Source organism: Psychrobacter sp. K31L (genome assembly GCF_017942195.1).
Classification (GTDB): domain Bacteria; phylum Pseudomonadota; class Gammaproteobacteria; order Pseudomonadales; family Moraxellaceae; genus Psychrobacter; species Psychrobacter glaciei.
The window spans coordinates 132,333-159,057 of record NZ_JAGKSC010000004.1 but is presented as its reverse complement, the minus strand read 5'-3'; the positions used below and the strand labels follow the sequence as shown (position 1 = coordinate 159,057).

22 protein-coding genes and 1 riboswitch are annotated in these 26,725 nt (G+C 44.0%); of the genes, 15 read left to right on the top strand and 7 right to left on the bottom strand.

What is annotated here, in order from left to right; translation table 11 throughout:
- Position 1 precedes the first annotated feature (1 nt).
- A complete protein-coding gene (locus J5X94_RS08305) occupies positions 2-892 on the bottom strand; it encodes an alpha/beta fold hydrolase (protein WP_210540922.1) in 891 nt (296 codons plus the stop codon).
- A gap of 39 nt (positions 893-931) precedes the next feature.
- Positions 932-2,845: an ABC transporter ATP-binding protein gene (locus tag J5X94_RS08300; RefSeq protein WP_189584125.1), complete on the bottom strand. Its 1,914-nt coding sequence runs from the start codon at positions 2,843-2,845 to the stop codon at positions 932-934.
- A gap of 642 nt (positions 2,846-3,487) precedes the next feature.
- Here J5X94_RS08300 and J5X94_RS08295 point away from each other — a divergent pair.
- The 3 genes from J5X94_RS08295 (at position 3,488) to J5X94_RS08285 (ending at position 6,479) form a co-directional block, all read left to right on the top strand.
- A complete protein-coding gene (locus J5X94_RS08295; RefSeq protein WP_210540921.1) occupies positions 3,488-4,336 on the top strand; it encodes a DMT family transporter in 849 nt (282 codons plus the stop codon).
- Between the two features lie 193 nt (positions 4,337-4,529).
- Entirely contained in the window at positions 4,530-5,420 is an 891-nt protein-coding gene (locus J5X94_RS08290) for a fructose bisphosphate aldolase (RefSeq protein ID WP_210540920.1), read from the top strand.
- A gap of 153 nt (positions 5,421-5,573) precedes the next feature.
- Entirely contained in the window at positions 5,574-6,479 is a 906-nt protein-coding gene (locus J5X94_RS08285; protein WP_210540919.1) for a hypothetical protein, read from the top strand.
- Positions 6,480-6,743: 264 nt separating this feature from the next.
- On the opposite strand, the gene thiC is transcribed toward J5X94_RS08285, so the two are convergent.
- Positions 6,744-8,693 (bottom strand): phosphomethylpyrimidine synthase ThiC, encoded by a 1,950-nt coding sequence (gene thiC / locus J5X94_RS08280; protein ID WP_228293207.1) that lies wholly within the window; start codon positions 8,691-8,693, stop codon positions 6,744-6,746.
- 248 nt (positions 8,694-8,941) lie between these two features.
- Positions 8,942-9,086, bottom strand: a riboswitch (TPP riboswitch).
- A 303-nt stretch (positions 9,087-9,389) separates the two neighbouring features.
- On the opposite strand from thiC, the gene pstS reads away from it, so the two are divergent.
- The 5 genes from pstS to phoU all read left to right on the top strand — a co-directional run bounded on the left by pstS (position 9,390) and on the right by phoU (position 14,780).
- Positions 9,390-10,556 (top strand): phosphate ABC transporter substrate-binding protein PstS, encoded by a 1,167-nt coding sequence (pstS, locus tag J5X94_RS08275; RefSeq protein ID WP_189583584.1) that lies wholly within the window; start codon positions 9,390-9,392, stop codon positions 10,554-10,556.
- Positions 10,557-10,764: 208 nt separating this feature from the next.
- Positions 10,765-11,718: a phosphate ABC transporter permease subunit PstC gene (pstC, locus tag J5X94_RS08270; protein ID WP_194620604.1), complete on the top strand. Its 954-nt coding sequence runs from the start codon at positions 10,765-10,767 to the stop codon at positions 11,716-11,718.
- An 89-nt stretch (positions 11,719-11,807) separates the two neighbouring features.
- Positions 11,808-12,716, top strand: a complete 909-nt coding sequence (gene pstA, locus J5X94_RS08265) for a phosphate ABC transporter permease PstA (protein WP_189583578.1) — start codon at positions 11,808-11,810, stop codon at positions 12,714-12,716.
- 77 nt (positions 12,717-12,793) lie between these two features.
- Positions 12,794-13,714, top strand: coding sequence for a phosphate ABC transporter ATP-binding protein PstB (pstB, locus tag J5X94_RS08260; protein ID WP_194620605.1), 921 nt, complete (start codon positions 12,794-12,796; stop codon positions 13,712-13,714).
- 283 nt (positions 13,715-13,997) lie between these two features.
- On the top strand, positions 13,998-14,780 hold the full coding sequence (phoU, locus tag J5X94_RS08255; RefSeq protein WP_210540918.1) for a phosphate signaling complex protein PhoU: 783 nt from the start codon (positions 13,998-14,000) through the stop codon (positions 14,778-14,780).
- Between the two features lie 227 nt (positions 14,781-15,007).
- On the opposite strand, the gene J5X94_RS08250 is transcribed toward phoU, so the two are convergent.
- Both J5X94_RS08250 and argH read right to left on the bottom strand, forming a co-directional pair.
- Entirely contained in the window at positions 15,008-15,298 is a 291-nt protein-coding gene (locus tag J5X94_RS08250; protein ID WP_010200774.1) for an oxidative damage protection protein, read from the bottom strand.
- Between the two features lie 182 nt (positions 15,299-15,480).
- Positions 15,481-16,854 (bottom strand): argininosuccinate lyase, encoded by a 1,374-nt coding sequence (argH, locus tag J5X94_RS08245; protein ID WP_210541048.1) that lies wholly within the window; start codon positions 16,852-16,854, stop codon positions 15,481-15,483.
- Positions 16,855-17,093: 239 nt separating this feature from the next.
- Here argH and J5X94_RS08240 point away from each other — a divergent pair, with 239 nt between their 5' ends.
- From J5X94_RS08240 to J5X94_RS08215, 6 genes are all read left to right on the top strand, one after another.
- Complete coding sequence (locus J5X94_RS08240; protein WP_228293206.1) at positions 17,094-18,119, top strand: histidine kinase; 1,026 nt, start codon at positions 17,094-17,096, stop codon at positions 18,117-18,119.
- Positions 18,120-18,299: 180 nt separating this feature from the next.
- Positions 18,300-19,037, top strand: coding sequence for a LytR/AlgR family response regulator transcription factor (locus J5X94_RS08235; protein WP_189583566.1), 738 nt, complete (start codon positions 18,300-18,302; stop codon positions 19,035-19,037).
- 194 nt (positions 19,038-19,231) lie between these two features.
- Complete coding sequence (hemC, locus tag J5X94_RS08230) at positions 19,232-20,266, top strand: hydroxymethylbilane synthase (RefSeq protein ID WP_210540916.1); 1,035 nt, start codon at positions 19,232-19,234, stop codon at positions 20,264-20,266.
- Between the two features lie 117 nt (positions 20,267-20,383).
- Complete coding sequence (locus J5X94_RS08225; protein ID WP_210540915.1) at positions 20,384-21,370, top strand: uroporphyrinogen-III synthase; 987 nt, start codon at positions 20,384-20,386, stop codon at positions 21,368-21,370.
- Between the two features lie 99 nt (positions 21,371-21,469).
- Positions 21,470-22,471, top strand: a complete 1,002-nt coding sequence (locus J5X94_RS08220; protein WP_210540914.1) for a hypothetical protein — start codon at positions 21,470-21,472, stop codon at positions 22,469-22,471.
- Positions 22,472-22,521: 50 nt separating this feature from the next.
- Complete coding sequence (locus tag J5X94_RS08215) at positions 22,522-23,013, top strand: acyl-CoA thioesterase (protein WP_210540913.1); 492 nt, start codon at positions 22,522-22,524, stop codon at positions 23,011-23,013.
- Positions 23,014-23,108: 95 nt separating this feature from the next.
- Here the strand turns inward: J5X94_RS08215 and ribBA are convergent, their stop codons facing one another.
- Entirely contained in the window at positions 23,109-24,221 is a 1,113-nt protein-coding gene (ribBA, locus tag J5X94_RS08210) for a bifunctional 3,4-dihydroxy-2-butanone-4-phosphate synthase/GTP cyclohydrolase II (RefSeq protein WP_189583552.1), read from the bottom strand.
- A gap of 328 nt (positions 24,222-24,549) precedes the next feature.
- Complete coding sequence (locus J5X94_RS08205; protein ID WP_210540912.1) at positions 24,550-25,839, bottom strand: replication-associated recombination protein A; 1,290 nt, start codon at positions 25,837-25,839, stop codon at positions 24,550-24,552.
- A gap of 366 nt (positions 25,840-26,205) precedes the next feature.
- Between J5X94_RS08205 and J5X94_RS08200 the strand changes: the two genes are divergently transcribed.
- Complete coding sequence (locus J5X94_RS08200) at positions 26,206-26,718, top strand: type IV secretion protein Rhs (RefSeq protein WP_210540911.1); 513 nt, start codon at positions 26,206-26,208, stop codon at positions 26,716-26,718.
- The last annotated feature ends 7 nt before the right edge of the window (positions 26,719-26,725 follow it).

Sequence of the window (26,725 nt, the reverse complement as noted above, 5' to 3'; positions counted from 1 at the left end):
TTTAACGATTAAAATTCTGTAAGATAAAAGTGGCGCATTGCTTCGGTGCTTCTATAGGCAATAGATGTCCGTTCTCAGGCATGATGTTAAGCTGGTTAGCGGGCACAAATTTTTGCCAATTATTACGAACTTTATCATTAATAAAAATAGTCGGCTTGCCAATGATGAGTTGGTAAGGCACCTTGGTTTTCGCCAGCTTCTTTAATGCACTGTCGATATAAGGAATGCCAAAATAATTCGCTATCTCTTGTTCGGGAGTGAATATAAATGCATAACTGCCATCGCCTTGCTGTATTAAGCTTTGTTCGGCAAACAGGTACAAGTGCTCATCAGAGATGCGTCGATAAGCGCTTTTTTCTCGTAGGTTTTTATAGAACTCATCTATATTTGCCCAAACCTTTTGCTTGGTTAAAGCGCTTTTAAAAGGTTGACGTTTAAGCTTAACGGAACGAGGTATTAGCTTATACAACAGCGCTTGCGATTTGGTAAAAGTTACCGGCTCAATCAAATACAACTCAGAGAATAGATCAGGGCGTTTAGCCGCTGCCATAGCGGTAGCGGTAGCGCCTTGTGAATGTCCAATGCCTATAACAGGACCATCTTGAGTCTGCTCTAAAAACTGAATAAGCAGATCGGCATCTTGCTCACGCGTTAATACACGGGCTTTTGGCTGGTCGTACCAATAGCCGCGCATCGCGAGCGAGCTGATGTCAAAACCAGCAGCAAGCTCTGTCAACAGAGGCTTGTAGTTACCTACTGTAAAACCATTGCCACCATAAAAGTGCGCTCTAGGGCGTTTGTTTTTATTATTAGCGGATGTATTCAATGAGCTTAAATCATAATAGCGTGCCTTTTGACCACTGATATCGATACTGTTTGTGAATGCTTCCATAAAAGTAACACTGCCTTATGATTTATTATTCATCAATAATTAATTGTTTTCGCCTAAGAAGCCGCCACTTTGACGCTGCCATAAGCCAGCATACACCCCATTTAATGCCAATAGTTCATCGTGGCTGCCTTGCTCGATAATCTGACCTTTATCCATGACCACCAGTCTATCGAGTGCGGCAATCGTAGAGAGACGATGGGCAATGGCAATAACTGTTTTGCCCGTCATAATATCATTCAAACTTTCAGTAATGGCAAATTCAATCTCGGAGTCGAGCGCACTGGTCGCTTCATCTAAGAGTAAAATCGGCGCATTTTTTAGCATGACACGTGAGATGGCGATACGCTGACGCTGGCCGCCAGATAGTTTAACCCCACGCTCGCCCACTTGTGTATCCAGACCAGTATTGCCTTTATCATCATATAAATCTTTGATAAATTCCCAAGCCTGTGCTTGCTCAGTGGCAAGGATGATTTCTTCATCGCTGGCATCAGGGCGACCATAGGCGATGTTTTCACGGACAGTGCGATGGAGCAGCGAGGTATCTTGCGTGACCATACCGATTTGTTGACGCAAGGACTCTTGAGTGACTTCGTCAATCGCTTGTCCATCAATGTAGATTTTACCTTTATCCACATCAAAAAAGCGCAATAATAAATTCACTAAGGTTGATTTACCAGCACCTGAGCGGCCCACCAAACCAATCTTTTCACCCGGTTTGATATCTAGATGGAAGCCATCAAGTAGTTTGACTTGTGAATGGGTAAGGGCTGTTCCGGCAGTATTAACCTCGTCAATGCGCTCGCCTTCGATATCATCGTTTTCACTTTCATAACTAAAGTCAACATGATCAAAGACGATATGGCCATCAGTCACTTTTAGCGTAGCAGCGTTAGGTGTATCAACGATAGTCTGCGGTGCAGATAGTGTACGCATACCGTCCTGAGCGGTACCAATGCTTTCAAATAAGCTGGCTGTTTGCCACATAATCCACTGCGTTAAACCATTGAGTCGCAAGGCCATCGCTGTGGCTGCGGCAACAGCGCCAACACCGATGTCGCCTTGCTGCCATAAATAGATGCCAATCCCAGCCGTACTACTCACTAAAATGACACTAATCAGATGGGTTGAGACCTCTAAATAGCTGACCCAGCGCATTTGTGCATGAACCGTTCCTAGGAACTGACCCATGGCGTTCTTGGCATAACCCAGCTCACGGCGTGAATGGCTGAACAATTTGACAGTCATGATATTAGCGTAAGCGTCAGTGATTCGGCCAACCATCAACGCACGGGCATCAGCCTGGACGATAGCCGTCCGTTTAAGCTTGGGAATAAAGAAGCGCAACGCAATGCCAACCAGGACAAACCAAATAACAAATGGGATGAGCAATAAGCTGTCTAAGTTAAATAAGATAACACCAGTCGTAATAAAATACACGATCACGTACATAAACATGTCAGTGACCGTCATCACCGTATCGCGTACGGCCAGAGCCGTCTGCATCACTTTAGCAGAAACGCGACCAGAGAACTCATCTTGATAAAACTGCATCGACTGTCCGAGCATGTGCTGATGAAAACGCCAGCGCATTTGCATCGGAAACACGCCTTGAATCGACTGAAAATGAATAAACGAAGATAAGGCAATCCAAAAGGGACTCAATAGCATGACTGCTAGCATCAAAAGGAGCATATCACCTTTTTCAGCCCACAGCGTTTGTGGCGTATAGATACCCAACCAGTCGACGATATTACCAATCCAAGCAAACAGCATCGCTTCATAAATGCCGATACCCGCCGACAAAATCATAAAAAAGAGTAGCCAGCCACGCAAACCTTTAGTACATGCCCATAAAAACTTCATCAGCCCGTCACGAGGTGAGGGCAATGGCATAGGCGTATCAGGAAAGGCGGGTAGACGGTTTTCAAAAAAGCGAAATAGAGCATTCATAGGCAAGGGTAGAGCATCAATAGCAATACGCCAAGACAAAAGCTGGCAAGCATTGTCTTGAACATTTATTTGTGTGAATAGGAAGTTACGCTATTTTAACAAAACTTCGTAATCACGCCTGCATGCTAATTGTAAATTGACAATCAATAGCTGCCTGCATTTATTACTTGTTAGCAAAAGCATTATAAATAGATTGCTGTGTAAAACATATTTTGTTACATTCTATGGTTTTGTTGAGCAGAAAACATAGCTTAGGGCCTGTTCTCATTTCTGGCTAATTTAGTCGCTTCTGTTTAGGGCGTGTTGAACATTCAAATGTGGTGCTGGCAGTGACTATTTTTTAGACAATATGCAGTGAAATTTTTGATGCCTAGTCATTCTAGGTTAAAAAATTTCGCCATATATTGGCAAAAAATAGTCCTGCCCTGAAAGGCTGATGCCAAAATCACCCCAAACGTTGTTGTAAGCCTAGCTAAGGTCTCGATATTATCGTCAGCTTACGCCTGATTTGATAAAATGTTTGGTGCAATTTTAGCAATCAGCAGCCCTAATATTTGAATATTCAACACGCCCTAGATTGATGACGCGTTTGAGTAAACGAATAATAAATACACAAAATTGCAGCCTAAAAGGTAGACGTTCATGATGTATTTAACCATCGCGGTACTATGTAGTGTCGCTGTGTCAGTACTTTTAAAAATATTACGTCAACGAAATATCGATATCCGTCAGACTATCGTCGCCAGTTACCCAGTAGCGTTCTTACTCACTTGGTTTTTATTGAAGCCAGACATCAGCGGACTTAGTCTGTTAGGAAGCGCGTGGGGTATTATCATAGCGCTTGGCGTATTGCTGCCTGCCGTATTTATCATTCTTGGGCGCGCGATTGCAGCGGTCGGCATGGTGGCAACCGATGCCGCCCAACGCTTATCACTCATCATTCCTATCGTTGCCGCATTTTTATTATTCGGTGAGATGCTGACGGGTACTCGTATATTTGGTTTGGTATTAGGGTTTTTAGCTCTCGGTGCTTTGGTTTATCGTCCACAGCAAGGCGGCATGGATAAACAGGCGCGCCAAACGCCGCTTTGGTTATTTGGCGTCTGGGCAGGCTACGGCATTATTGATATTCTATTCAAGCAAGTTGCCAAGCAAGGGTCTGCCTTTCCGCTAACTTTATTTATAAGTTTCGGGCTGGCAGGGCTGTTACTGTTTATTTATTTGCTAATCACTCGTGTGCGCTGGCAGGGCAATGCCCTCATGGCAGGAGTACTGCTGGGTGCGCTGAATATGGGTAATATTTACGCTTATGTACGGGCACATCAAGTATTGTCTGAGTCACCAAGCATTGTGTTTACTGGTATGAATGTGGGTGTCATCGCAGTGGCAACTATGATAGGCGTTGGGGTATTTAAAGAGCGGCTCAATCGTATTAATATAGTAGGCTTGGTATTAGCAATTTGCTGTGTGGCAGTATTGTTTTTAGCTTAGGAAACACCCTAATAATTTAGCCTAAATCCATCAACGTCGTTGCGATTTATAAAGTCGTTAACTTATCAGATATAGGCACGCAGGGCATCCTATGATAAGGTTGCTTAAAAATAGCAAGGCTGATATAAGCTGATAAAAAGCGATTTGCTTTGAGACACTTGACCTCAATGAATAACAATAGGATATACACTCAATGGAATACCAGAAGCAATTACAGCGTATAAAAAATGGTTCAGGCTTCATCGCGGCGCTTGACCAAAGTGGGGGCAGTACGCCAAAAGCACTCGAAAATTATGGCGTGAGCAGCGACGATTATGACAATGATGATGCCATGTTTGATCTCGTACATGAGATGCGAGCCCGTATCATCACTTGTGAGTCTTTTGATAATGAGCGCGTGCTTGGGGCGATTTTATTCGAAGATACCATGGAGCGTGAAGTTGACGGTAAGTCGACGGCTAACTATCTGTGGGAAAATAAAAATATCGTGCCATTTCTTAAGGTTGATAAAGGTCTGGCTGAACAGATGAACGGCGTGCAAGTCATGCGCCCGATACCTGATTTAGATGCGCTATTGGACAAAGCCAAAAACTATCCAGTATTTGGTACCAAGATGCGTTCAATAATTTATGAGCCCAATGTCGATGGTATCGAGCTAGTCGTGCAGCAGCAATTTGATGTCGCCAAGCAAATCATCTCAAAAGGCCTGATGCCAATCGTCGAGCCAGAAGTAAATATTGATGGCACTAAAAAACATGACTGTGAGCTGATACTTAAAACCAGTCTATTGCATAATCTGGATCGTTTAAGTGGTGATCATCAAGTCATACTGAAATTGACTTTGCCAGAGGAAGCGGGTTTTTATCAAGAACTGATTGATCATCCAAAAGTGCTAAAAGTGGTGGCTTTATCGGGTGGCTATAGCCGGAGCGATGCTTGTGCTAAGCTAAAACAAAACCCAGGTATGATTGCGAGCTTCTCACGTGCCTTTACTGAAGGTTTAAGTAAGCAACAAAGCGATGAGGAATTTTCTGAAACCATTAACAACTCAATTGAAGATATCTTTGAGGCGTCGAAAGTTTAATCTCCAATTATTTTAGAACATAGATTTGGAATCCTAGTAAGCATATTGTTTACTGGGATTTTTTTATTGCTTTAATTCTATATTGAACTTATTATTATCCGAATTAAGTTCATCATTTTATGAGCTTATTTATCATAAAATGGAGCTCTTCTGATGAATGTACGTTACTCAAGCTTGTTATTAGTTTCTATATTAGCTTTATCTGGTTGTGGCGGTGGTTCAGATTCAGATAGTGGTGATTCTTCTGTTACTCCGAATACTGGTAGTCCTTCTGTAGAGCAAAATACTAACACTCAACAGCGTCAAGAGCCTGAACCTTTTGCTGGCTCTTACAGTGGCGTAATCAACAGTGATTTAAAAGACATCTATAATACCTATTTATCAATGAGCACTATCGTCAATAATGATGGTGAATTTTGGATGGTATATACCAATAATGGCTTCATTTATAATGCCAATGATTTAGTATTTGGTTTGATAAATGGTAGATTTGAAAAAAGTAGTAATCCAAATTTCACCTCATTATCATCAAATGCTACTGACTATAGTTTTACCAGTAATAGTGTTGGCACAAGATCCATTGATCTTGACCTTGGCAGACAAAATGGTGCTGATTTTACTTTTTTTGAAACTGTGGTTTATGAAGATGTGTCTAATCCAGAAGGCTTTGAGGAAGAGCTCCGGTACCCAGTATTCTTAGACTACAATCAAGGAAATTCTACAGATAAATTAGAGGATTACAAAGGGGTTTACCAAGGTGCCTTAGTGACTACGAGCACGCGTAGTACTGCTAGCATGGTCACGAACGCTATCTCAAAGGGAAGGATGGGATATAGTATTGTGGATGAACAGGGTTGTATTATTGAAGGAGATATTACTTTTGACCCAAAATCTATTTATCTTCGTGTGGATGGAAACGTAGACAACTCAGCCATCACTTGTCATCTAGAAGAGGGCAAGGTACATGGCCTTGTAACTAAAGATGATGATAAGTCCAAGGTTTTGATGCTTGTTAATGACGATAACAAAGAAGCATATGTATTTAGCGTCGTTAGTTAAGCAACCAAATATCTCTAATATTCAATTAAGACCAATAAAAAAAAGCTTGCCCCTAATCTAATTAGAGGCAAGCTTTTTATTTTATCTGTTTTTCAGTACTTAAAATCAAACCTCTTTATACAACTGACGACTGTCAGAATGACATTTCTTGGTCATCGCAGTTTTACCTCAACGAATTTTTTCAGCAATGGCTTCGCCAAATTGTCCAACGAGATCCATATTCACCTTTTTAACCAAATTACTAGCATTCGTTCAGTCGACTGTTTAAAGCATTGCTTTTTGGCTGGCGGCATTTTTGTCCAGTCCTGCCGCATAATCTCGCACATTCTGAGTGATTTTCATCGAACAGAATTTTGGCCCACACATCGAGCAAAAGTGCGCTGTCTTATGCGCGTCTTTCGGCAGCGTTTCGTCGTGATATTCACGCGCCGTATCTGGATCGAGTGCTAGATTGAACTGATCATCCCAGCGGAATTCAAAACGTGCTTTAGATAACGCATTGTCACGTGCTTGTGCACCTGGATGACCTTTGGCCAAATCAGCAGCATGGGCAGCAATTTTGTAAGTGATGATGCCGTCTTTGACATCCTTTTTATTGGGTAGACCCAAATGCTCTTTTGGCGTGACATAACAAAGCATCGCAGTGCCGAACCAACCAATCATCGCCGCTCCAATGGCACTAGTAATATGGTCATAACCCGGTGCAATATCAGTCGTTAATGGCCCCAATGTATAAAATGGCGCGTCCGCACACAGCTCAAGCTGCAAATCCATATTTTCTTTAATACGGTTCATCGCGACGTGACCCGGTCCTTCAACCATCACCTGCACATCATGCTCCCATGCCACTTTGGTCAGTTCACCCAAGGTTTTGAGTTCGCTAAACTGAGCTTCGTCATTGGCATCTTGTAAACAACCCGGACGTAGGCCATCACCCAAACTAAAGGCGACATCGTAGGCTTTCATAATCTCGCAGATGTCTTCAAAGTGCGTGTATAAAAAGCTCTCTTGTTGATGCACCATGCACCACTGCGCCATGATAGAGCCGCCGCGTGACACAATGCCTGTTAGGCGTCCGGCAGTCATTGGCACATAATCCAGCAACACACCTGCGTGAATGGTGAAATAATCAACGCCTTGCTCTGCTTGTTCAATTAAGGTGTCACGGAATATCTCCCACGTAAGGTCTTCGGCCACGCCATCGACTTTTTCTAGCGCTTGATAAATAGGGACCGTACCAATCGGCACTGGTGAGTTACGAATCAGCCACTCGCGGGTTTCGTGAATATGATTGCCGGTGGACAAATCCATGATGTTATCCGCGCCCCAACGTGTGGCCCACGTCATTTTTGAGACTTCTTCATCGATAGAGGAGCCGAGTGCTGAGTTACCGATATTGGCGTTGATTTTTACCAAAAAATTGCGCCCGATAATCATTGGCTCAGATTCAGGGTGGTTGATGTTATTGGGAATAATGGCACGTCCAGCGGCCACTTCACTACGCACAAACTCAGGAGTGATAACCGTCGGCGTATTAGCACCAAAGCTCTCTCCGTCATGTTGGCGTATGTCCGTCAAATCATGCTGCTTTTGAGTTTCACGGATAGCAATGTATTCCATTTCAGGCGTAATAATGCCGCGACGTGCGTAGTACATTTGCGTGACGTTGCCTGTTTTACCATCAACATCTTTGGCACGGCGCGGTTTATCAATGTGAGCAAATCGTAAGTTGGCAGTGCTGATATCACGCGCGCGCGTTTGTCCATACTGACTTGATAGGCCTGTTAACTGCTCGGTATCTCCGCGCTCGTTTATCCAGCCTTCACGTAGTTTTGGCAGACCTTTGGTGAGGTCAATGGTGGCATTGGGGTCAGTATAAACACCTGAGGTGTCATAGACATAAAACGGTGGGTTTGGCTCCCATTCGTTCTCAGAAAGGCCTTGCACAGGGGTAGGATCAAGCGTTATTTCGCGCATCGGTACTTGAATATCGGGTCTTGAGCCTTCGATATAAATTTTACGGGAAGCGGGCAAGATACGGTGCAAGTCGCGGGCATCTTCTTCAAAGCGCGCGTCTGTTTGATGGCGATGGGCAGGGGTTTTTAGGGCATCTGCTTTTTTATCCGCTTTGCTAGCAGTCGCGTTGAGCGAAGCATTGGCTGGGATATGAGTTTGAGCAGCTTTTGTGTTCGAGGTAATGTCTGAAATAGTCATATGCTGTCCTAGCGTGTTGGTCTAATAGTATAGGCAACACCGCCAGAATCTGCGGGGGTAAGCATATATGATACGGACAAATTCAATCGTAAAAAAACCTGCTAGCGCTATCAAACCTAAACGTAGTCAGTAGTCTTTTGCTGATTGAGGGACGGAACTGTTTATTAACGCTATCCACCAGCACAAAAAATACTGGTAGAGGTTGGCGATAATAAAAAGGCATTTCTGCACGCCCTTTGTACTTGTATAACATATGCTTAAGACTTCCCTGCGTCGGTACTAACCGCATCAGGTTCGGCGGGTGATCTCTCAGCGAATGTATAAAGGCGGTTACTTTAATAAAGCGAATTTAATAAAGCCAGTCTTTAACACACCGCACCCCGAGTCTGTCAGTGTTGTGAATCTTATTCATACTAACAAAATTCTGCACCAACGGCTAATAGTATTTGGCTAATCATATAACAACTTAAGATGGCGTCTGATGGTTTCTATGAGTATAGTTGCATCAGGTTGTTATCTATAAATTATTGATATAATTAGTATTTATTGAAAATATAGCAGTGCTACCTGAATATTATGTAAAGCGAATGAAAGATTGTGACAACTGTCATCAAACTGTCATAAAGATTTGGCAAGATAGCACGCATATCACAAACAATACTTTTTCATATCGTTGTTAAACTTCAGGAGTCCTACATGCGTTATTCGTTATTAGCAGTAGCCGTTAGTTGTACATTAATGCTCACGGCATGTAATAAATCAACCGACACGGCAGAGCCCACTGCTGATACTAGCAGTAGCGCTGTTACAACGGCTGAGTCAACCTCTCAAACAGCCTCTTCTGCTACTACAGGTTTTAAATCTGCTGAAAATATCGCCATGAATATCACGGGTGCAGGTGCGTCATTCCCGCAGCCTATCTATGCCAAATGGTCTTATGACTACAATGGGGCAACTGGTGGCCAAGTCAACTATCAATCTATTGGCTCATCTGGCGGTATCAAGCAAATTCAATCAAAAACCGTTGATTTTGGTGCTTCTGATGCACCGATGACGCCTGAAGAGCTTGAAGAGTCTGGCCTTATTCAGTTTCCGACGGTTATCGGTGGCGTCGTGCCAATCGTCAACATCGATGGTATAGAGCCGGGCGCATTGAAGCTAGACGGTACGACCTTAGCAGATATCTATTTGGGTAAAATCAGTAAATGGAATGACCCAGCTATCAAAGCTATGAACCCAGATTTGACCTTGCCAGACGCGGCAATCACGACGGTATTCCGTTCAGACGGTTCAGGTACGACTTTTAACTTCACGGACTATCTGGCCAAAGTATCACCAGATTGGAAAGACACGGTTGGTGTTGATAAAACAGTTAAATGGCCGACCTCTGCGACTGGTGCAGGCGGTAAAGGTAACGAAGGCGTATCAAGCTACGTAAACCGTATGAAAAACTCTATCGGCTACGTTGAGTATGCATACGCTAAGCAAAACAAGATGTCACATACGGCATTGAAAAATGCAGCTGGCAACATCGTGCAACCATCAGCTGAGACCTTTGCTGCGGCAGGTGATATTGATTGGTCACAACAAGAAGGCTTTTATAAAGTCATCACCAACTCTGAGACGGACCAAGCATGGCCTATCGCTGCTGCCACCTTTATCTTAGTACATAAGCAACCAGAGAATCCTCAGCAAGTCGCTGGCGTGTTGAACTTCTTTGACTGGGCTTATAGCCAAGGTGATGATGATGCCATGGCACTAGACTATGTACCATTCTCTGACACGGCAGTGGCCTTGTTCAAAGCAAAATGGAACGACGTAAAAGGTAGCGATGGACAGCCTGTCTATAAACCTGCTCAGTAATTCGATAGTCATTATTTAATAACGATCGAATTACCCTTTCAAACAACTATTCTCCGGTAGTTGTTTGAAAGGTTTTATCACAGCGAATTTAAGCGTAAAGCCAATGATACTTATAGCTTCTGATACTCATATCTGCTGAGTTTGTTGTGATAAAACCTGATAAACACGCTCATTTTTTAATCTTATCCTATTGAATGCTGAGACACTTATGACAGACTTAAGGTCCCAACTGGCTAAACAAAAACGTTACGATGCTTTATTCGTTAACTCCACCAAAGCATTTGCCATACTGGTATTGATGTCTCTAGGTGGTATTTTAGTGTCGTTAATTGTCGGGGCTTGGCCAAGTATTCAAGAGTTTGGTCTAGGTTTTTATACCAGTAATAACTGGGACACGGTCGCCAATGAATATGGTGCACTTGCACCCATCTATGGCACCTTAGTGACCTCGTTTATCGCCATTCTGATAGCCGTGCCAGTGAGCTTTGGCATTGCCATATTTTTGACCGAAATGTGTCCTGCTTTTCTAAAAAAACCGCTTGGTATCGCCATTGAGCTATTGGCTGGCATCCCCTCTATCATTTATGGTATGTGGGGCTTGTTCGTCTTCGCGCCGTTTTTTGGCGATCACATCCAGCCATGGTTTATTGAACACGTCGGGCCTTTACCGATCATCGGTAAACTGTTTGCAGGCGCGCCGATGGGACTGGGGATGTTTACCGCTTCCTTGGTGCTTGCCATCATGATTATTCCCTTTATCGCTGCCACCATGCGCGATGTTTTTTCCGTCGTGCCAGACTTATTAAAAGAATCAGCCTATGGCATGGGCGCGACGACTTGGGAAGTCATGTTCAAGATTATTTTGCCGTATACCAAAGCTGGTGTGGTTGGTGGTGTTATTTTAGGGCTGGGTCGCGCATTGGGCGAGACCATGGCGGTGACTTTCTTGATTGGTAATGCCTTTAATATCAGTCCAAGCCTGTTTACCTCTGGGGTTACGATTACCTCAGCGCTGGCCAATGAGTTTGCCGAAGCGTCTAGTGAGCTGCATCTGGCATCTTTATTACATTTAGGCTTAATCTTATTTGTGATTACTTTCATTGTGCTGTCCATAGCGAAGCTCATGCTCATGCGCATGGATCATAAAGCAGGCAATCGCTAAGCCAACGTTGTATCAGCACGATAGAGATTAATGTTGTCTAAAAAGATTATCTAAAAAGGCTATCTAAAAAGATACGGGAAACGAATGTTATGCCTAATCAAGCTATCAGAGCTACTACCGCATTACCGACGAAGACAAGCTTTGAGGCACGTTATAACAAAAGCCTTTATAACAAGCGTCGTCGTCTGAATAAGCTTGGATTGGGCTTTGCGTTGTCGGCGATGGCGTTTGGTTTATTTTGGCTATTATGGATTTTACTGACCCTGTTCGTTGAAGGTTTTCAAGGATTGGTACAGTTGCCAGTATTTACGGCTGATACCCCGCCACCGATGAGCGCAGGTGGCCTACGCAACGCCATTGTCGGCTCAATCATGTTGGCGTTTTCAGGCTTGTTTATCGGGGCACCGATTGGGCTGATGACCGGTATTTATTTGTCAGAATTTTCTCAAGGCAGTATGCTAGGCAAGGTAACTCGTTTTTTAAACGATATTCTGCTATCAGCACCCTCGATTGTGATTGGTCTCTTTATTTATGCGCTGATGGTCAAAGGCAATAACTTTTCTGGTTGGGCAGGCGCATTGGCGTTGGCATTAATCGTTATTCCTGTCGTCGTACGCACCACAGAAAATATGCTCAACTTAGTGCCCAATAGCATCCGTGAAGCGGCCTATGCCTTGGGCACACCAAAGTGGCAGCTGGTAACCAAAGTCACGATCAAAGCTGCCAAAGCCGGACTGACCACAGGTGTGTTGTTAGCCTTTGCCAGAATCACTGGTGAGACCGCACCGTTATTATTCACCGCGCTGAACAATCAATACTTCAGTACCGATATGGGTAAGCCCATTGCCAACTTGCCCAACACCATTTATCAGTTTGCCATGAGTCCTTATGACAATTGGCATACCTTGGCATGGTCAGCGGCATTACTGATTACCTTGTCTGTACTGATACTGAATATTTTGGCGCGGTTTATTGGCAACCGTGGTCACAGCAAATAACAGCTACTAAAAATCAGGCCTTGTCGATTTTTACTTAAATTTATATCACTTTTCATTGAGTTAGGTTGGATAATATTATGAATGATGTCATCAATAAAGCGCCTAAAAAAACGGCGGTTAAAAAGTCTCATATCACCGAAGACAATCTATTAACCAACCCTTTATCGACCAGTGCACAAATGGCTCAGCCAGATGCTGCAAGCTTTAACAAGCAAACACTGCATGATATTCCACAAAATATGCCGCCTGCAAAATTGGAAGTTCGAGATCTGAATTTTTATTACGATGATTTCCAAGCATTAAAAAATATCAATATTGATATCCCTGATAAAAAAGTGACCGCGTTTATTGGCCCATCAGGTTGCGGAAAATCAACGCTGCTGCGTACCTTTAATCGTATGTATGATCTGTATCCGGGCATGCGGGCAGAAGGTAATATCAATATTGACGGTGCAAATATTTTAGACAAAGACGTCGATGTTAATTTGCTACGCGCACGAGTCGGCATGGTCTTTCAAAAACCGACACCATTCCCAATGTCGATTTACGACAATGTGGCGTTTGGTGTGCGTCTTTATGAAAAATTAAGCAAAGCTGAGCTGGACAATCGAGTGGAATGGGCGCTGAAAAAATCAGCATTATGGCCTGAGGTTAAAGACAAACTTAAAGCCTCTGGACTGTCATTATCAGGTGGACAGCAGCAACGCTTGTGTATCGCGCGTAGTGTCGCCACCAAGCCAGAGGTATTGTTACTCGATGAGCCAACTTCCGCGCTTGATCCTATCTCTACCGGTGCTATTGAAGCGCTGATTGAAGATCTCAAAAATGACTACACCATCGCTATTGTGACGCATAATATGCAGCAAGCGGCACGGGTGTCAGACTATACGGTCTATATGTATTTGGGTGATATGATCGAGATGGGCGAGACGGATCAGATATTTACCAAACCGGCGCAAAAAGCGACGGAAGATTATATTACGGGTCGTTATGGCTAAGCGCATTGATGATTAAGTTGGGCGACGCTTAGAGTCAGCCGTCAGTCGCTTTTCATTGAGTGATAATGTCAGTCATTACGCTGATGGTTATGTACTGACCATCAAGCACTGATAATAAGACGCTGATAACAAGCAAATAGGATGAGCACTTATTGTGAGCAATCATTCGAAGTTTTTGACATTGACCGAGGTATATCGGCAGCTCGGTTTTGAGCACTCAAACAATGTGCCCTTTAATAGGCACACGGTGTCATCGAAACCCAGATTTCAGGGAATACGTTCTATGCAAAATGACAAGCATATCTCTAAAAGTTTTGACCAAGATCTTGATGAAGCGATTCGACTGTTTCTGCATATGGGTGATAGCGCGGCCAATCAAGTCGCCAAGGCAATCCATGCATTAACCGATAAAAACCAAGCGCTGGCACAAGAAGTGATTGATATGGATTTTGATATCAATCGTATGGAAGTCGATTTGGATGAACATATCTTATTACTGGTTGCCAAACGTCAGCCAGCTGCCAGTGATTTGCGTTTGGTCATGGCCATCAGCAAAGGCGTGGTTGATTTAGAGCGCATCGGTGATGAAGCGGTGAAAATCGCCCAGATGACAATCAAAATTATCGCGCAAGGTAAGACTGAGTATGGGTATGCGGAAGTCCAGCATTTGAGCAACCAAGTTCGGCTGATGGTACATAATGCGCTGGAAGCTTTTAGCCAATCAAACGCTGAGCAAGCCTTTGAAGTCATGCGTAATGATAAGGTGGTCAATGATGAGTATCAGTCGGCCATTCGCGCCTTGATGACTTATATCATGGAGGACTCGCGCTATGTCTCAAAAGTCATGAATATCATGTGGGTACTGCGTGCGCTTGAGCGTATCGGTGATCATGCGCAGAACGTGGCAGAGCTGGTTATTAATTATATCAGCGGTCAGGACGTGCGTCATTCAGACTATGCTGAGGTCGAAAAAGCGGTGCAAGAAGCCAACGATCGAATGGCTGCACGCCAAGCAAGCGCAACATCCGTTACCGATGCTGGCGCAGCAAACAAGACTGAGGATTGATAGGGTATTTAACACGCTTTATAGTCGATGTACTCTAAAAAGAACATAGCGCTACTGGGATGAATTTTACTTGCGTGCTGCGTTCCCAGAGGCTGTGCAAAATTTATCCCAGTAGCGCGTTTAAATTTATATAACAGTTTTATTTTCAATTGACTATAATTTATAAATAAAAAACGCGCTATATTACTTATATAGCGCGTTTTTTTATAGCAGAAAATCAAAAATAATTAGCTTTCTGGCGTCCAACCTTGCGCGCGCTCATAATCTTCATTGTCTAAAAACTTATCACGTTGCTCTGTTAAAAACTGCTTGGCCTTAGGATCCATCATGCTTAGATGGTTTTCGTTAATCAGCATGGTTTGGTGCTCAATCCATTCTTTCCATGCTTTGTCAGAGACCGTTTCTTGCAGCTCTTGACCTTTTTTATTAGGAAAAGGTGGATGTGGCATTTTTGGCAATTCTTGCTGATATTTGCGGCAAAATACCGTATTGGCTTGTGGATTAAAACTCTCAGTCATGAGGCAGTCCTTATTGTATTATTAAATCGAATATTAGTATCCACCTATGATAACGGTCTTGGTGGATTTAGCCAAGCCTATCAGGTGTATAGAAGGTAACCATCCATTTGTTTTTAACGCTAATAAAAAACCCGCCTAGAGAGCGGGATTTTTATTAATAGATGCTAGTTTTATTAAAGGTTTTACGCAAATACTTTTAAGCGTGCGCGACCATTAACGACGGCTTGCTTCACTTGATTGGGCGCTGTGCCACCTAAATGATCACGAGCTGCCAATGAGCCTTCTAGTGTCAGATACTCAAAGACATCGTCACCAATAGCATCGCTAAACTGCTGTAGTTGTGCCAAGGATAAATCACTCAAATCGACGCCTTCTTTGATACCTAAAGCGACGGCATGACCAACCACTTCATGAGCATCACGGAAAGCGACACCGTTACGTACCAGATAGTCTGCCAAATCAGTCGCTGTCGCATAGCCTTTCATGGTAGCAGCGCGCATGTTTTCTTTATTTGGGGTGATGTTCGGTAGCATGTCACCAAAGGCCAATAAACAGCCGGTAAGCGTATCGACGCAATCAAAAAGTGGTTCTTTGTCTTCTTGGTTGTCTTTATTGTAGGCGAGAGGCTGGCTCTTCATCAGGCTGAGCAAGGTCATGAGTTGACCAAAGACACGGGCTGCTTTACCGCGTACCAATTCAGGCACATCAGGGTTTTTCTTTTGCGGCATGATAGATGAGCCGGTACAGAAGCGATCTGGTATCTGTACAAAGTTAAACTGCGCTGACATCCATAGGATAATCTCTTCGCTCATGCGTGACATGTGCATCATCAAGATAGAAGCAGCTGATGTGAACTCAATAGCGAAGTCACGATCTGAGACCGCATCAAGCGAGTTTTGGCAAATGCCTTCAAAACCTAGCAATTCAGCAGTGATGGTACGATCGATTGGGAAAGTCGTACCAGCAAGCGCGGCACTACCAAGCGGCATCTGATTGATACGGCGACGCGCGTCAACGAGGCGTTCAGTATCGCGGTATAACATCTCAAACCAAGCCATCACGTGATGACCAAAGCTGACTGGCTGCGCGGTTTGCAAATGGGTGAAACCAGGCATGATGGTATCAGTATGCTGCTCAGCCAAATCTAGCAAACCACTTTGCAAGCGCACTAACAAGGCAATGATATTATCAGTCTCTTCGCGCAGCCATAAACGGATATCGGTGGCGACCTGATCATTACGGCTACGACCAGTGTGTAGCTTTTTGCCCACCGCACCGACGATATCTGTCAGGCGCGATTCAACGTTCATATGCACGTCTTCAAGCGCAATCGACCAGTTAAATTCACCAGCTTCAATCTCTTTCAGCACTTGTTGTAGACCGTCAATAATAGTGGCAACATCATCAGCACTTAAGATATCGCATTCTTTGAGCATGGTTGCGTGTGCAATCGAGCCTTGAATATCGTGCCGCGCGAAGCGTTGATCGAAGCCCACGGAGGCAGTAAAGGCAGCGACGAAGCTATCGGTTGCTTCACTAAAACGCCCGCCCCACATCTGCTGACCTTGACTGCTGGTCGGGCTGTTTTGTACCGCAGCGTTTGTTATAGAAGCATCTGTGCTAAAATCAGTGACAGATGAATTTTTATTTGAATCAGGATTACTAGGGTTTGAAGAATTGGCGTTCATATCGGTCTAAGACAAATCAAGAGAATAAGAGCCCAAGTATAGCAAATGATGAGGTTGCCTTACTAGCTGCGCGCTTAGAGTTTTTTATTCCCAAGCTCATGGACGTCATGAGACCTTGGCAGTGGCTGCTTTACATCTTTTTTTGGTCGCTGTTCGTGACGGTGATTGATCGTCATGACTTGGCAACTTGGTCAGAATTTGTGATTAAATTCATGAGCCGATTTTTACAAAACACAGTAAGTATCATCCCATCATTATACCTAGTAGATTATTTACGCCCTGTCTTTACACGCATGAGCATCGTCAAAGTCAGCATTTATATTCTTGCGCTACTCATGCTAGCTTCTGCAATATCAATGACATTAGTCATGCTTATTATGATCAATATGGGCTGGCTTGAATACGATCTGCAAGCTTTTATTATCAATGTCCTGTTTGATACCATCATTGGTGGCGGTTTTACCTTGGTGTTTCTACTGTATTTTTTACGTCGCTATCGTGAGGTTAGTGCGCTCAAAAAATCGTTTGAGTATAAATTGACTGCACAAAACGATGTGATTAAAGCACGCCTTGCCCCGCATTTCTTCTTTAATACCATTAATACTTTAGTATCCCTTATTGAGTCCAACCCTCCTCGGGCAGCTGATTTACTACAACACGTTTCCGCGTTATTCCGTGCCAGTTTTGAAGGTGCCCGAGAGATTAGCTTTGAAGAAGAAATCGCGCTTTGCGAGCATTATCTTGCCATTGAATCTATTCGTTTGGCGGACAAGCTCATTATCAATTGGCGGCTACCTGACGAGGATGTCATGTATGATATGGTCATCACTGCTTTGATGCTCCAAAGCGTGATTGAAAAAATGCTACTCAATGTGGTTGAAATGACCACCGAAACCATTTATATCGATATTGAAGTAACGTGGCAACAGCATCACGTGACGATTACCATCAGTGTGCAACTGCCCAAAAAAACCTTAATGGTTCACTATGATTTACGTCAGCACATGAATTTTTATATTCAGGCCGAACGTTTACGCGCCTACTTTGGCCAAAGTGCCGATATTCAAAGTACCGTCACTAGTAAGCAAATCGTTACTGTCATAGATTATCCTCTTCAAGACGTCAGTCTATGATCTTTATCTGTTTATATTCTCTTTAGTAACTGACCGTGGCATATTTATTGCAGCATTTATACTATTATGATTTTCGTTATTAGTTTTAAAGGATGGCGATAACAGCTTAAGGATAAATGTTATTATGTTACTGATACGATTAAAGAAATATACTAGGTACGCCGTAAGAAAGGAGTTTCCATGCGGATTGTAGTTTGTGATGATGAGCCGTTAGCACGTGAGCGTTTGGTTAGGATTGTGCAGGAGTCAGGTCATCAAGTGGTTGCGCAAGCAACGACAGGCGCAGAAGCCATCGTGGCAGTGAAAACTCAACAACCGGACATCATTTTATTAGATATTCGCATGCCTGAAATGGATGGGGTTCGCTGTGCGCAAGAGCTTGCTAAGCTTGAGCACCCGCCAGCGATTATTTTTGTCACTGCCTACGATCATTATGCGATTGCCGCGCTAAAAGCCAATGCGATCGGTTATTTATTAAAACCAGCCAATAAAGATGAACTGCTAGAGGCACTTGCTAAAGCGAAAAATCTAAACGCAGCGCAGTTAAACGAGATTCGTAAGCTCGAAGATCCAATGGCACGTCCCGTCCGTGAACATATTGCGGCACGTACCCACCGCGGTGTTGAGCTGATTAAGCTCAAAGATATTTACTACTTTACGGCTGATCAAAAGTACGTCAAAGTTCGCCATAAAGATGGTATTGTCCTCATTGACGAGACCCTAAAAGAGTTGGAGCAAGAGTTTGAAGACCGCCTCTTTCGGGTACACCGTAACGCTATTATTAATCTCAGCTTTTTGGACTTTTTAGAGACCTTAGATGCGGGACAGTATCAGATACGTTTTAAAGGTATTGATGAGACGCTAGCGGTGAGCCGCCGTCACCTGCCAGCGTTACGTGAAAAAATTCAGAGTATGTAACACACCATTGTCATAGCGAAATAATCATCCCATATCATCAAACCCTTATTTATGCTTAAATAGGGGTATTTTTTTGCGTCGGCAGTCATGATAAATGGTCTTTATCGCTATTTTATAAGGTAAATTTGCATGACTGTTTCGCATTGACATCGCATGAACATTGCACTGTCGTATCGAACTTATTGAGGCCCTTTATGAGCAATCCGCAGCAACCTGCTTTGACCACTTTAAATATCGCCACACGCCAGAGTCCGTTGGCGCTATGGCAAGCTGAACATATTCGTGATCGCCTGCTAGAGATGTATCCTGACTTGACCATTAATCTGCTAAAAATTGTCACTAAAGGTGACAAAATTTTGGACACGCCATTGGCCAAAATCGGCGGTAAAGGTTTGTTTGTCAAAGAGCTCGAGCAAGCCTTATATGAGAACCAAGCAGATATCGCCGTACACTCATTAAAAGACGTGCCCATGCAGTTGCCGGAAGGCTTGATGCTGGGTGTTTATTGCAAACGCGCTTCACCGACGGATGCTTTTGTTTCCAATACTTATAATAGTATTGACGAGTTGCCACAAGGTGCGGTGGTCGGCACGTCAAGCTTGCGTCGTCAGTGTCAAATCAAAGCCTATCGCCCCGATCTACAAATCAAAACCTTGCGCGGTAACGTTGGTACCCGTTTGGGTAAGCTGGATGCTGGCGAGTACGATGCGATTATTCTAGCGACCAGTGGTTTACAGCGTATTGAGCTTACCGATCGCATCCGTGGCGAGCTTGATATTGATGCTTGCTTGCCTGCGGTCGGACAAGGCGCTCTGGCAATTGAATGCCGTGAAGGTGATGACGAGGTGATAAAATTGCTTGCACCGCTCAATGATGATAAGGCTCGTATTCGCCTTATCGCTGAGCGCGCGCTAAACCGTCATTTAGAAGGTGGTTGCCAAGTGCCGATTGCGGCTTATGCCGTTCTACAAATGGCTAATGAAACAGCTGCCAACAACGATGACAATGGCGATAATGGCAACAATGATAATGGCAATGTGTTGTGGTTGCGTGGTCGTGTGGGTCAGGCCGATGGTAGTGAACTACTAAAAGCGGACAAGCGTGTCACATTAGTCGGTACGCAAGAAGAGCAAGAAATACAGGCCAATCAACTTGGTATTGATGTTGCCAAGCTCCTACTTGCCGATGGTGCTGGTGCTATCTTATCAGCGATTTATCATCCTGAATAATGTTCGAATAAATAATATTTCTGTATGGTGAGTAGCTCAATCATAGAGTGGTAATTACTTATACTGACTCTGATTACGCTCACTTTAATTTCATAAGCATTGTTTCATGGTCGGTTTATGCTTTGTTCAACATCACAGTTTACGGATTCGCCTCACTTAACTGAGCAATCATCAGCGCTGCCGCAAGTAGTCATCAATACTCGCCCGATAGAGCGAGCAGCGCCACTGACGCAGTGTCTACAAGCGGCAGGGCTGTCGGTCATTGAGATGCCGATGTTGGCATTGCAAGCACGTGTAGCGACCGATGAAGACAGAAAAATGATGCGGCAATGGCTGGCTGGTGACTATCAAGCACTGGTTATTGTCAGTCCGACCGCTGCTGCCTCAGGGTTAGCCATGTGGAAAGCACTTGAGGTTGAGCGTCACAAACAAAGCAACACTACTGAGCTGGCAGAGTCCGCATTGGCGGCGCTAGAGACACCAAGCCATTTGATTGCAGTTGGTGAGGCGACTGCTGCTGTCCTCAATGATGCCAAGCGACCAGTGGCAAGTTATCAGGTGCTTCAGCCTACCATTGCCAATAACGAAGGTATGCTGGCGATGCCTGAGATTGAAAGTCTACAAGCGGGCGATAAACTATTGATATGGCGCGGACTTGGCGGACGTCGTCTGCTGGTCGATACCTTGCAGGTGCGCGGTGTACATATCGATAGTATTGCTTGGTATGAGCGCATCATGCCTGACGAGGCGCAGAGTCAATATGAGCAATGGCTACAAGATTTTCAGGCACAAAACGCATCAAAAACCATAGCATCAGCAGACAGAATAAAGCCCATCGTCATGATCAGTAGTGGTACTGCCTTTGAGCATTGGGCAAGTATTGTTAAAGCAACAGTAGTAAAGGCTTCAGAAGCGACGAATTTAGAAACAATTGCAAATCAAAGCAAGATCGACAACGCAGCGCTTAAATTATCAGACTTTACTTATATCGTATTGGGCGAACGCTTGGCAAACATGGTCGCAGAACAGCAGTTGAGCTACTGGCGTGTGGAAGATTTGGCGCCGGAAACCATTCTGGCAGCCATTAGCGCTAAAGTCCTATAGAAAAAACGATTTCTTAATAACCAGACAACACTCAAAGCGTGATACGCTTTTTTTGTTCGCTTTAAATAGGTTTAACCCTACCCATAACGGTACTGTCTTATGTCAATAAATTCTGAATCATTATCTAAGGAACCTTCTGCTATCCAGCAGCGTCGGCAAGCAAACACTTTGTTGTTGCGTCTACAATGGTTGGTGATTTTGCTACTTATCGCGGCATTATTAGTCTTATATATTAGCCATCAACGTTTTCAACATAGCGTCAATGAGCGTCTGCAAAGCAACGAGCAGGTGGTCAGCCGTCTAAATGAGATGGATGATCGCATATTTGCCATGAGTCAGCAGACCTTACCAGAGCCGAGCGTAGCGACCAATAACCAAGCTCAGAATCAGTTGGATTTATTGCGTATTCAAATACAGGCAGCCAATAGATTATTGGCCGACAATAACGATAGCGCAGCGATAGACTTACTACGTGGTCTGCATTGGCAATTGGCACAAAGCAGCAATGAGATTGCCCCAGCGTTGACGGTGGTCATTAAGCAAAGTTTGCTCAAAGATATCGAACGCCTGCAAGCACAAAGTGCACAACCAAGCCCGTGGCAAATTCAAAATCTAGCGATTCAAAATATTCAAGATTTTTTGCATAGTCATGAGCGTGCCGCGAGCAGCAATAGTAATGGCACTAGCAATAATAATGGCAATGAAGGCACTCAGCAAAGTAGAGCAGCAAGCAATAATAACCTTGCTTTGACACGTCGCCAATTAACCATTCATGAAGTTATTATGACATTGAATTTAGCGAGCCAAGCCAGCAATATGCGTGAACAAGATCAGCTGGTCAGCTATCTGACGCAAGCTCGTAAGCAGCTAAAAACCTTAGTGCCACAGTCTTCTATGACTGCTAGCAAACAACCTGCGCAAGCAGCAAAAAGTGCGACGAGCGCTGCTGAAAGTACAAACGATCTCGCCAAGAATTTAGAAACAATGAAAGCGCCAAGCGATATTCCAGAAGTACTCGATTGGTTAGATAGACTGATTGCCAATGCACCAAAACCAACGCCACTGTTGACCACGCAAATTTTGGACAAGCCCCAAAATTAGGCCGATTCTCAAAAATTGAGACACAGACAATACAAGCAATAAGGTAAGTTATGAGCAGTTTTGATAAGCAATCAGGTTTGGTCTCTGCACCAGAGTATTATCCTCGTCCTGACGAATTGGCGCATTATCCTGTTATTCATCATCAGCCGATTCACTGGGGCGAGATGGATGCATTTAACCACTTAAACAATGTCGTCTATTACCGTTATGCTGAGTCAGCGCGTATTGCGTATTTGCAGACGTTAGGGATGTTTGATGGCAGCATGGTCACCGTATTAGCACAATCCAGTTGCCAGTATTTGCGTCCCGTGACCTATCCGGATACTTTATTATTAGGCGTTCGTTGTCAACGTTTGGGTAATACGAGTATAACCATAGAGTATCGTTACTATAGTATGGCGCAATTGGCTATCGTTGCGACGGCTGAAGCAGTCGTGGTGCGCTTAGAGAGTGATGGCAAAACTAAGTTGCCTTGGACAATCGAGGAGCGTGAACGACTGATCGCATTAGAGGCAGAGTTTGGTCACACGCCTAAATTTTAAAAATTAACACCTCATAAATATAAAAAGGCACGCTAACATTACGCTAGCGTGCCTTTTTTAAGCTTGATTTTTCGACTCAATAACGCAAACAGATTTTAGTCTTGCTGCGGCGCATGCACAAAATCAACCACGTTCAGATCAAAGCCTGATAATGCATAAAACTTCATTGGTGATGACAATAGGCGCATATCACGGACACCTAAATGACGTAATATCTGTGCGCCAACACCAACGCTACGATACGGCTGTTGAGTAAGCGTTGATTGCGATTCATTGTCTGCAGCTTTGTCTAACGCATCCCCTAAATCAACCGGCTGGTTACTACCAATCCAAACCAATACACCGCGATCTGAGGCGCTAATTTCTTTTAGTGCCGCTTGTACGCTCCAGCCACTACGGCCAGTCATGTCATTTTTAGCTGCAAACAAATCACGTAATGGATGGAAGCCATGAACACGTACCGTACTGACGCCTTCGCTGACATCGCCTTTGACTAATGCTAAATGGGTCTCATCAGCACCAAATTCACGGAAGCGATGCAAAGTGAACGTACCATGTTCAGTCTCAAAAGGATGTGATTCTACTTCTTCTACTGTTTGTTCATTGGCGATACGATAGTTGATGAGATCAGCAATCGTACCAATTTTAAGGTCATGCTCTTTAGCAAATATTTCAAGATCATCGCGGCGTGCCATCGTACCATCAGCATTGATGATTTCGACGAGCACAGATGCTGGCTCAAGACCTGCTAAGCGTGATAAGTCACAACCTGCTTCTGTGTGGCCAGCGCGATGCAATACGCCACCGTCTTGCGCGATGATAGGAAAGATATGGCCAGGCTGTACAATATCTTCAGCTTTAGCAGTAGCAGACACCGCTGCTTGAATCGTACGAGCGCGATCGGCAGCAGAGATACCAGTCGTAACGCCTTCAGCTGCCTCAATTGATACAGTAAAGTTGGTGCTAAATTTGGCTTCGTTACGTTCAGACATGAGCGGTAAAGACAGCTGATGTGCACGTGCCTGCGAGATGGTCAAGCAGACTAAGCCGCGAGCATGGGTAATCATAAAGTTGATATCTTCAGGGCGCACATGGGTCGCTGCCATGATGATATCACCTTCGTTTTCGCGGTCTTCATCATCCATCAAGACGACCATTTTACCAGCACGAATGTCTTCGATAATCTCAGGAATCGTATTTAAACTCATAGTAAATCTCAATGTCTTATTATTTATAGATAGGTGTGATTTGGAATATAGAGCATTATCTGCCTATTGTAGCAGCAGATGATACAAAGCGCTGTTACGGTCAAGCAAAGCGCGCTATCAGTAATGTCATTCAATAAAAAGTGACGCACTTAATAGCTTGTATCATTCATTATGAGGTCATTTTAACGCTTTTCATCGCAACGTGCTGTGTCATCTTCCCACTATATCGTTCAGTATGTCAAAAATCGTCATAAGTATTATCAATGAGCGCTACCATTTATGCATTAAAGCACACATTGGATAATGAGCTGAGCCACATTATACGTGGTTAGTCATTACTCGCCGCTTGGTCTTTCAGCCAATCCATGAACTGTTTACTATGCTGCTCGCGCTGATTGTCTGCAAACTCATAAAAGCGTGTGCCAATTAAATTGTCTGGCAAATATGACTGCGGATAATAATGGTTGGGGTAGTCATGAGGATAGACATAGTCCTGACCATAACCTTGATGTCGCATCAGCTTAGTAACGCCATTGCGCAGATGTAGCGGCACAGGGGATGCATCATTTTCTGCCAATGCCATCGCAGCATTAATCGCTTTATACGTGCTGTTACTTTTGGCACTGGTCGCCAGATAAACCACCACTTGCCCTAAAATTAGACGTGCCTCAGGCATACCAATCGACTGCACACTACGCAACGCTGCATCAGCAAGGAGTAAGGCATTCGGATTTGCATTACCGATATCTTCGCTGGCTAAGATGACCAAGCGCCGCGCGATGAAGTCGGCAGGTTCACCGCCCACCAGCATCCGTGCCATCCAGTATAAGGCTGCATCAGGGTCAGATCCACGTACGGATTTTATCATTGCTGATACGATATCGTAATGCTGCTCACCATCTTTGTCGTAACGCACCAAAGCGGTTTGCGCCACTCGGCTAATCAGTTCGTCATCAATGATAACTGGCGACTGTTTAGCATCAGCCGTTTGAATCGCTAGCTCCAATACATTCAGCGCCTTTCTGGCATCACCATGCGCCAATTGACTGATAGTGTCTTTTGCTTGTAAATCGACAGTCAGTTCTTTTAGCACATTGTCTTCCGACAGCGCTCGCTGTAATACCGCACTGATTTGCTCTGGTGTCAGAGGTTCTAGACGATACACTTGGCAACGTGATAGTAGGGCGTTATTGACACTAAAGGAGGGATTTTCCGTAGTCGCACCAATCAAGGTAATATCACCAGACTCTACAGCGCCCAGTAATGCATCTTGCTGAGCTTTGTTAAAACGATGAATCTCGTCGATGAACACCACTGGTGATTCGAAGTTTAAAGAATCTTTGGTATCTAGCACTTCACGCAATTGCTTAACGCCAGTATTCAAGGCAGATAGGGCATGAAAAGGCCTGCCAACTGCATCAGCGAGCAGCATGGCAATGGTGGTTTTTCCAATGCCAGCTTCACCATGCAAGATAATGGACGGCAGGTGTCCTTGCTCCACCAAACGTCTTAATGGCGCACCCTTTGCTAATAAATGTTCTTGACCAATAATAGCATCAAGAGTCGTGGGGCGCATACGCTGGGCGAGTGGGGTATCGGCATGAAAGTTAGGCGGCATAGGACTCTCTATTATAGGGTCGGATAATTATGACTTTACTACAATGACAGAGTGACTTGATGAAGCTGTTTTGTACAGAATAAATATTCGGCAGTCGCTATTTTTTGTAGAAAAACAAAGCTATTTGATAATCAGTATTAGACATCAGTGGTAAAAATAAGCTAATTTATACAAACAGCCCTTAATCATTGCTCTTCATAACTATTATAGTTGAGCGGCTAGGCTAACGTAGATTGACGTTAAGAAAAATCGGCTAAGTGTACAGCTTATGTCTTAGATATTTGTTTTTCAATGCTTGGGTTTCAATGTTTGCACCCCTATTTAATGGTTTAGCATGATTCACTAGCGTAAGGTAACTCATTAACCATGTATCAGCAGACTCTCAAGCAGTTTTTACAAGCAAGATTTTCAAAAAAACAATCACGAAGGCTGACTGCTGGTGAGATAGCGTTCGCTCATTCGGTATTCGGTAACAGTATCACGCTCGATGATGTTCACCTTAAAACCGCGCGCTGGGTACTCAAAAATTATGCGGTCAGCCCTAATGGTAATATTTACTTCCATCCGGCAGATTGGATAGCAGATTTTAGCCATGCGTCCATTGGTAAGCAAAGTTGGCTCATACACGAGCTAACCCACGTTTGGCAGCTACAACAAGGATTAAAAGTCGTGCGTGGTGCGATTATCAATCGCCGTTATGATTATGTGCTAGAGACGGGTAAATCCTTTTTTAGATATGGTATCGAACAACAGGCACGCATGGTGCAAGACTATTTCGTACGTCGGCAACTTGGCAAAGACTGTCAAGATCTAGAAGCTTGTATTCCATTTCTGAGCGTACATGCTGTGAATAATGCGACAGGTAAAAAGTACGACTAAAAAAACG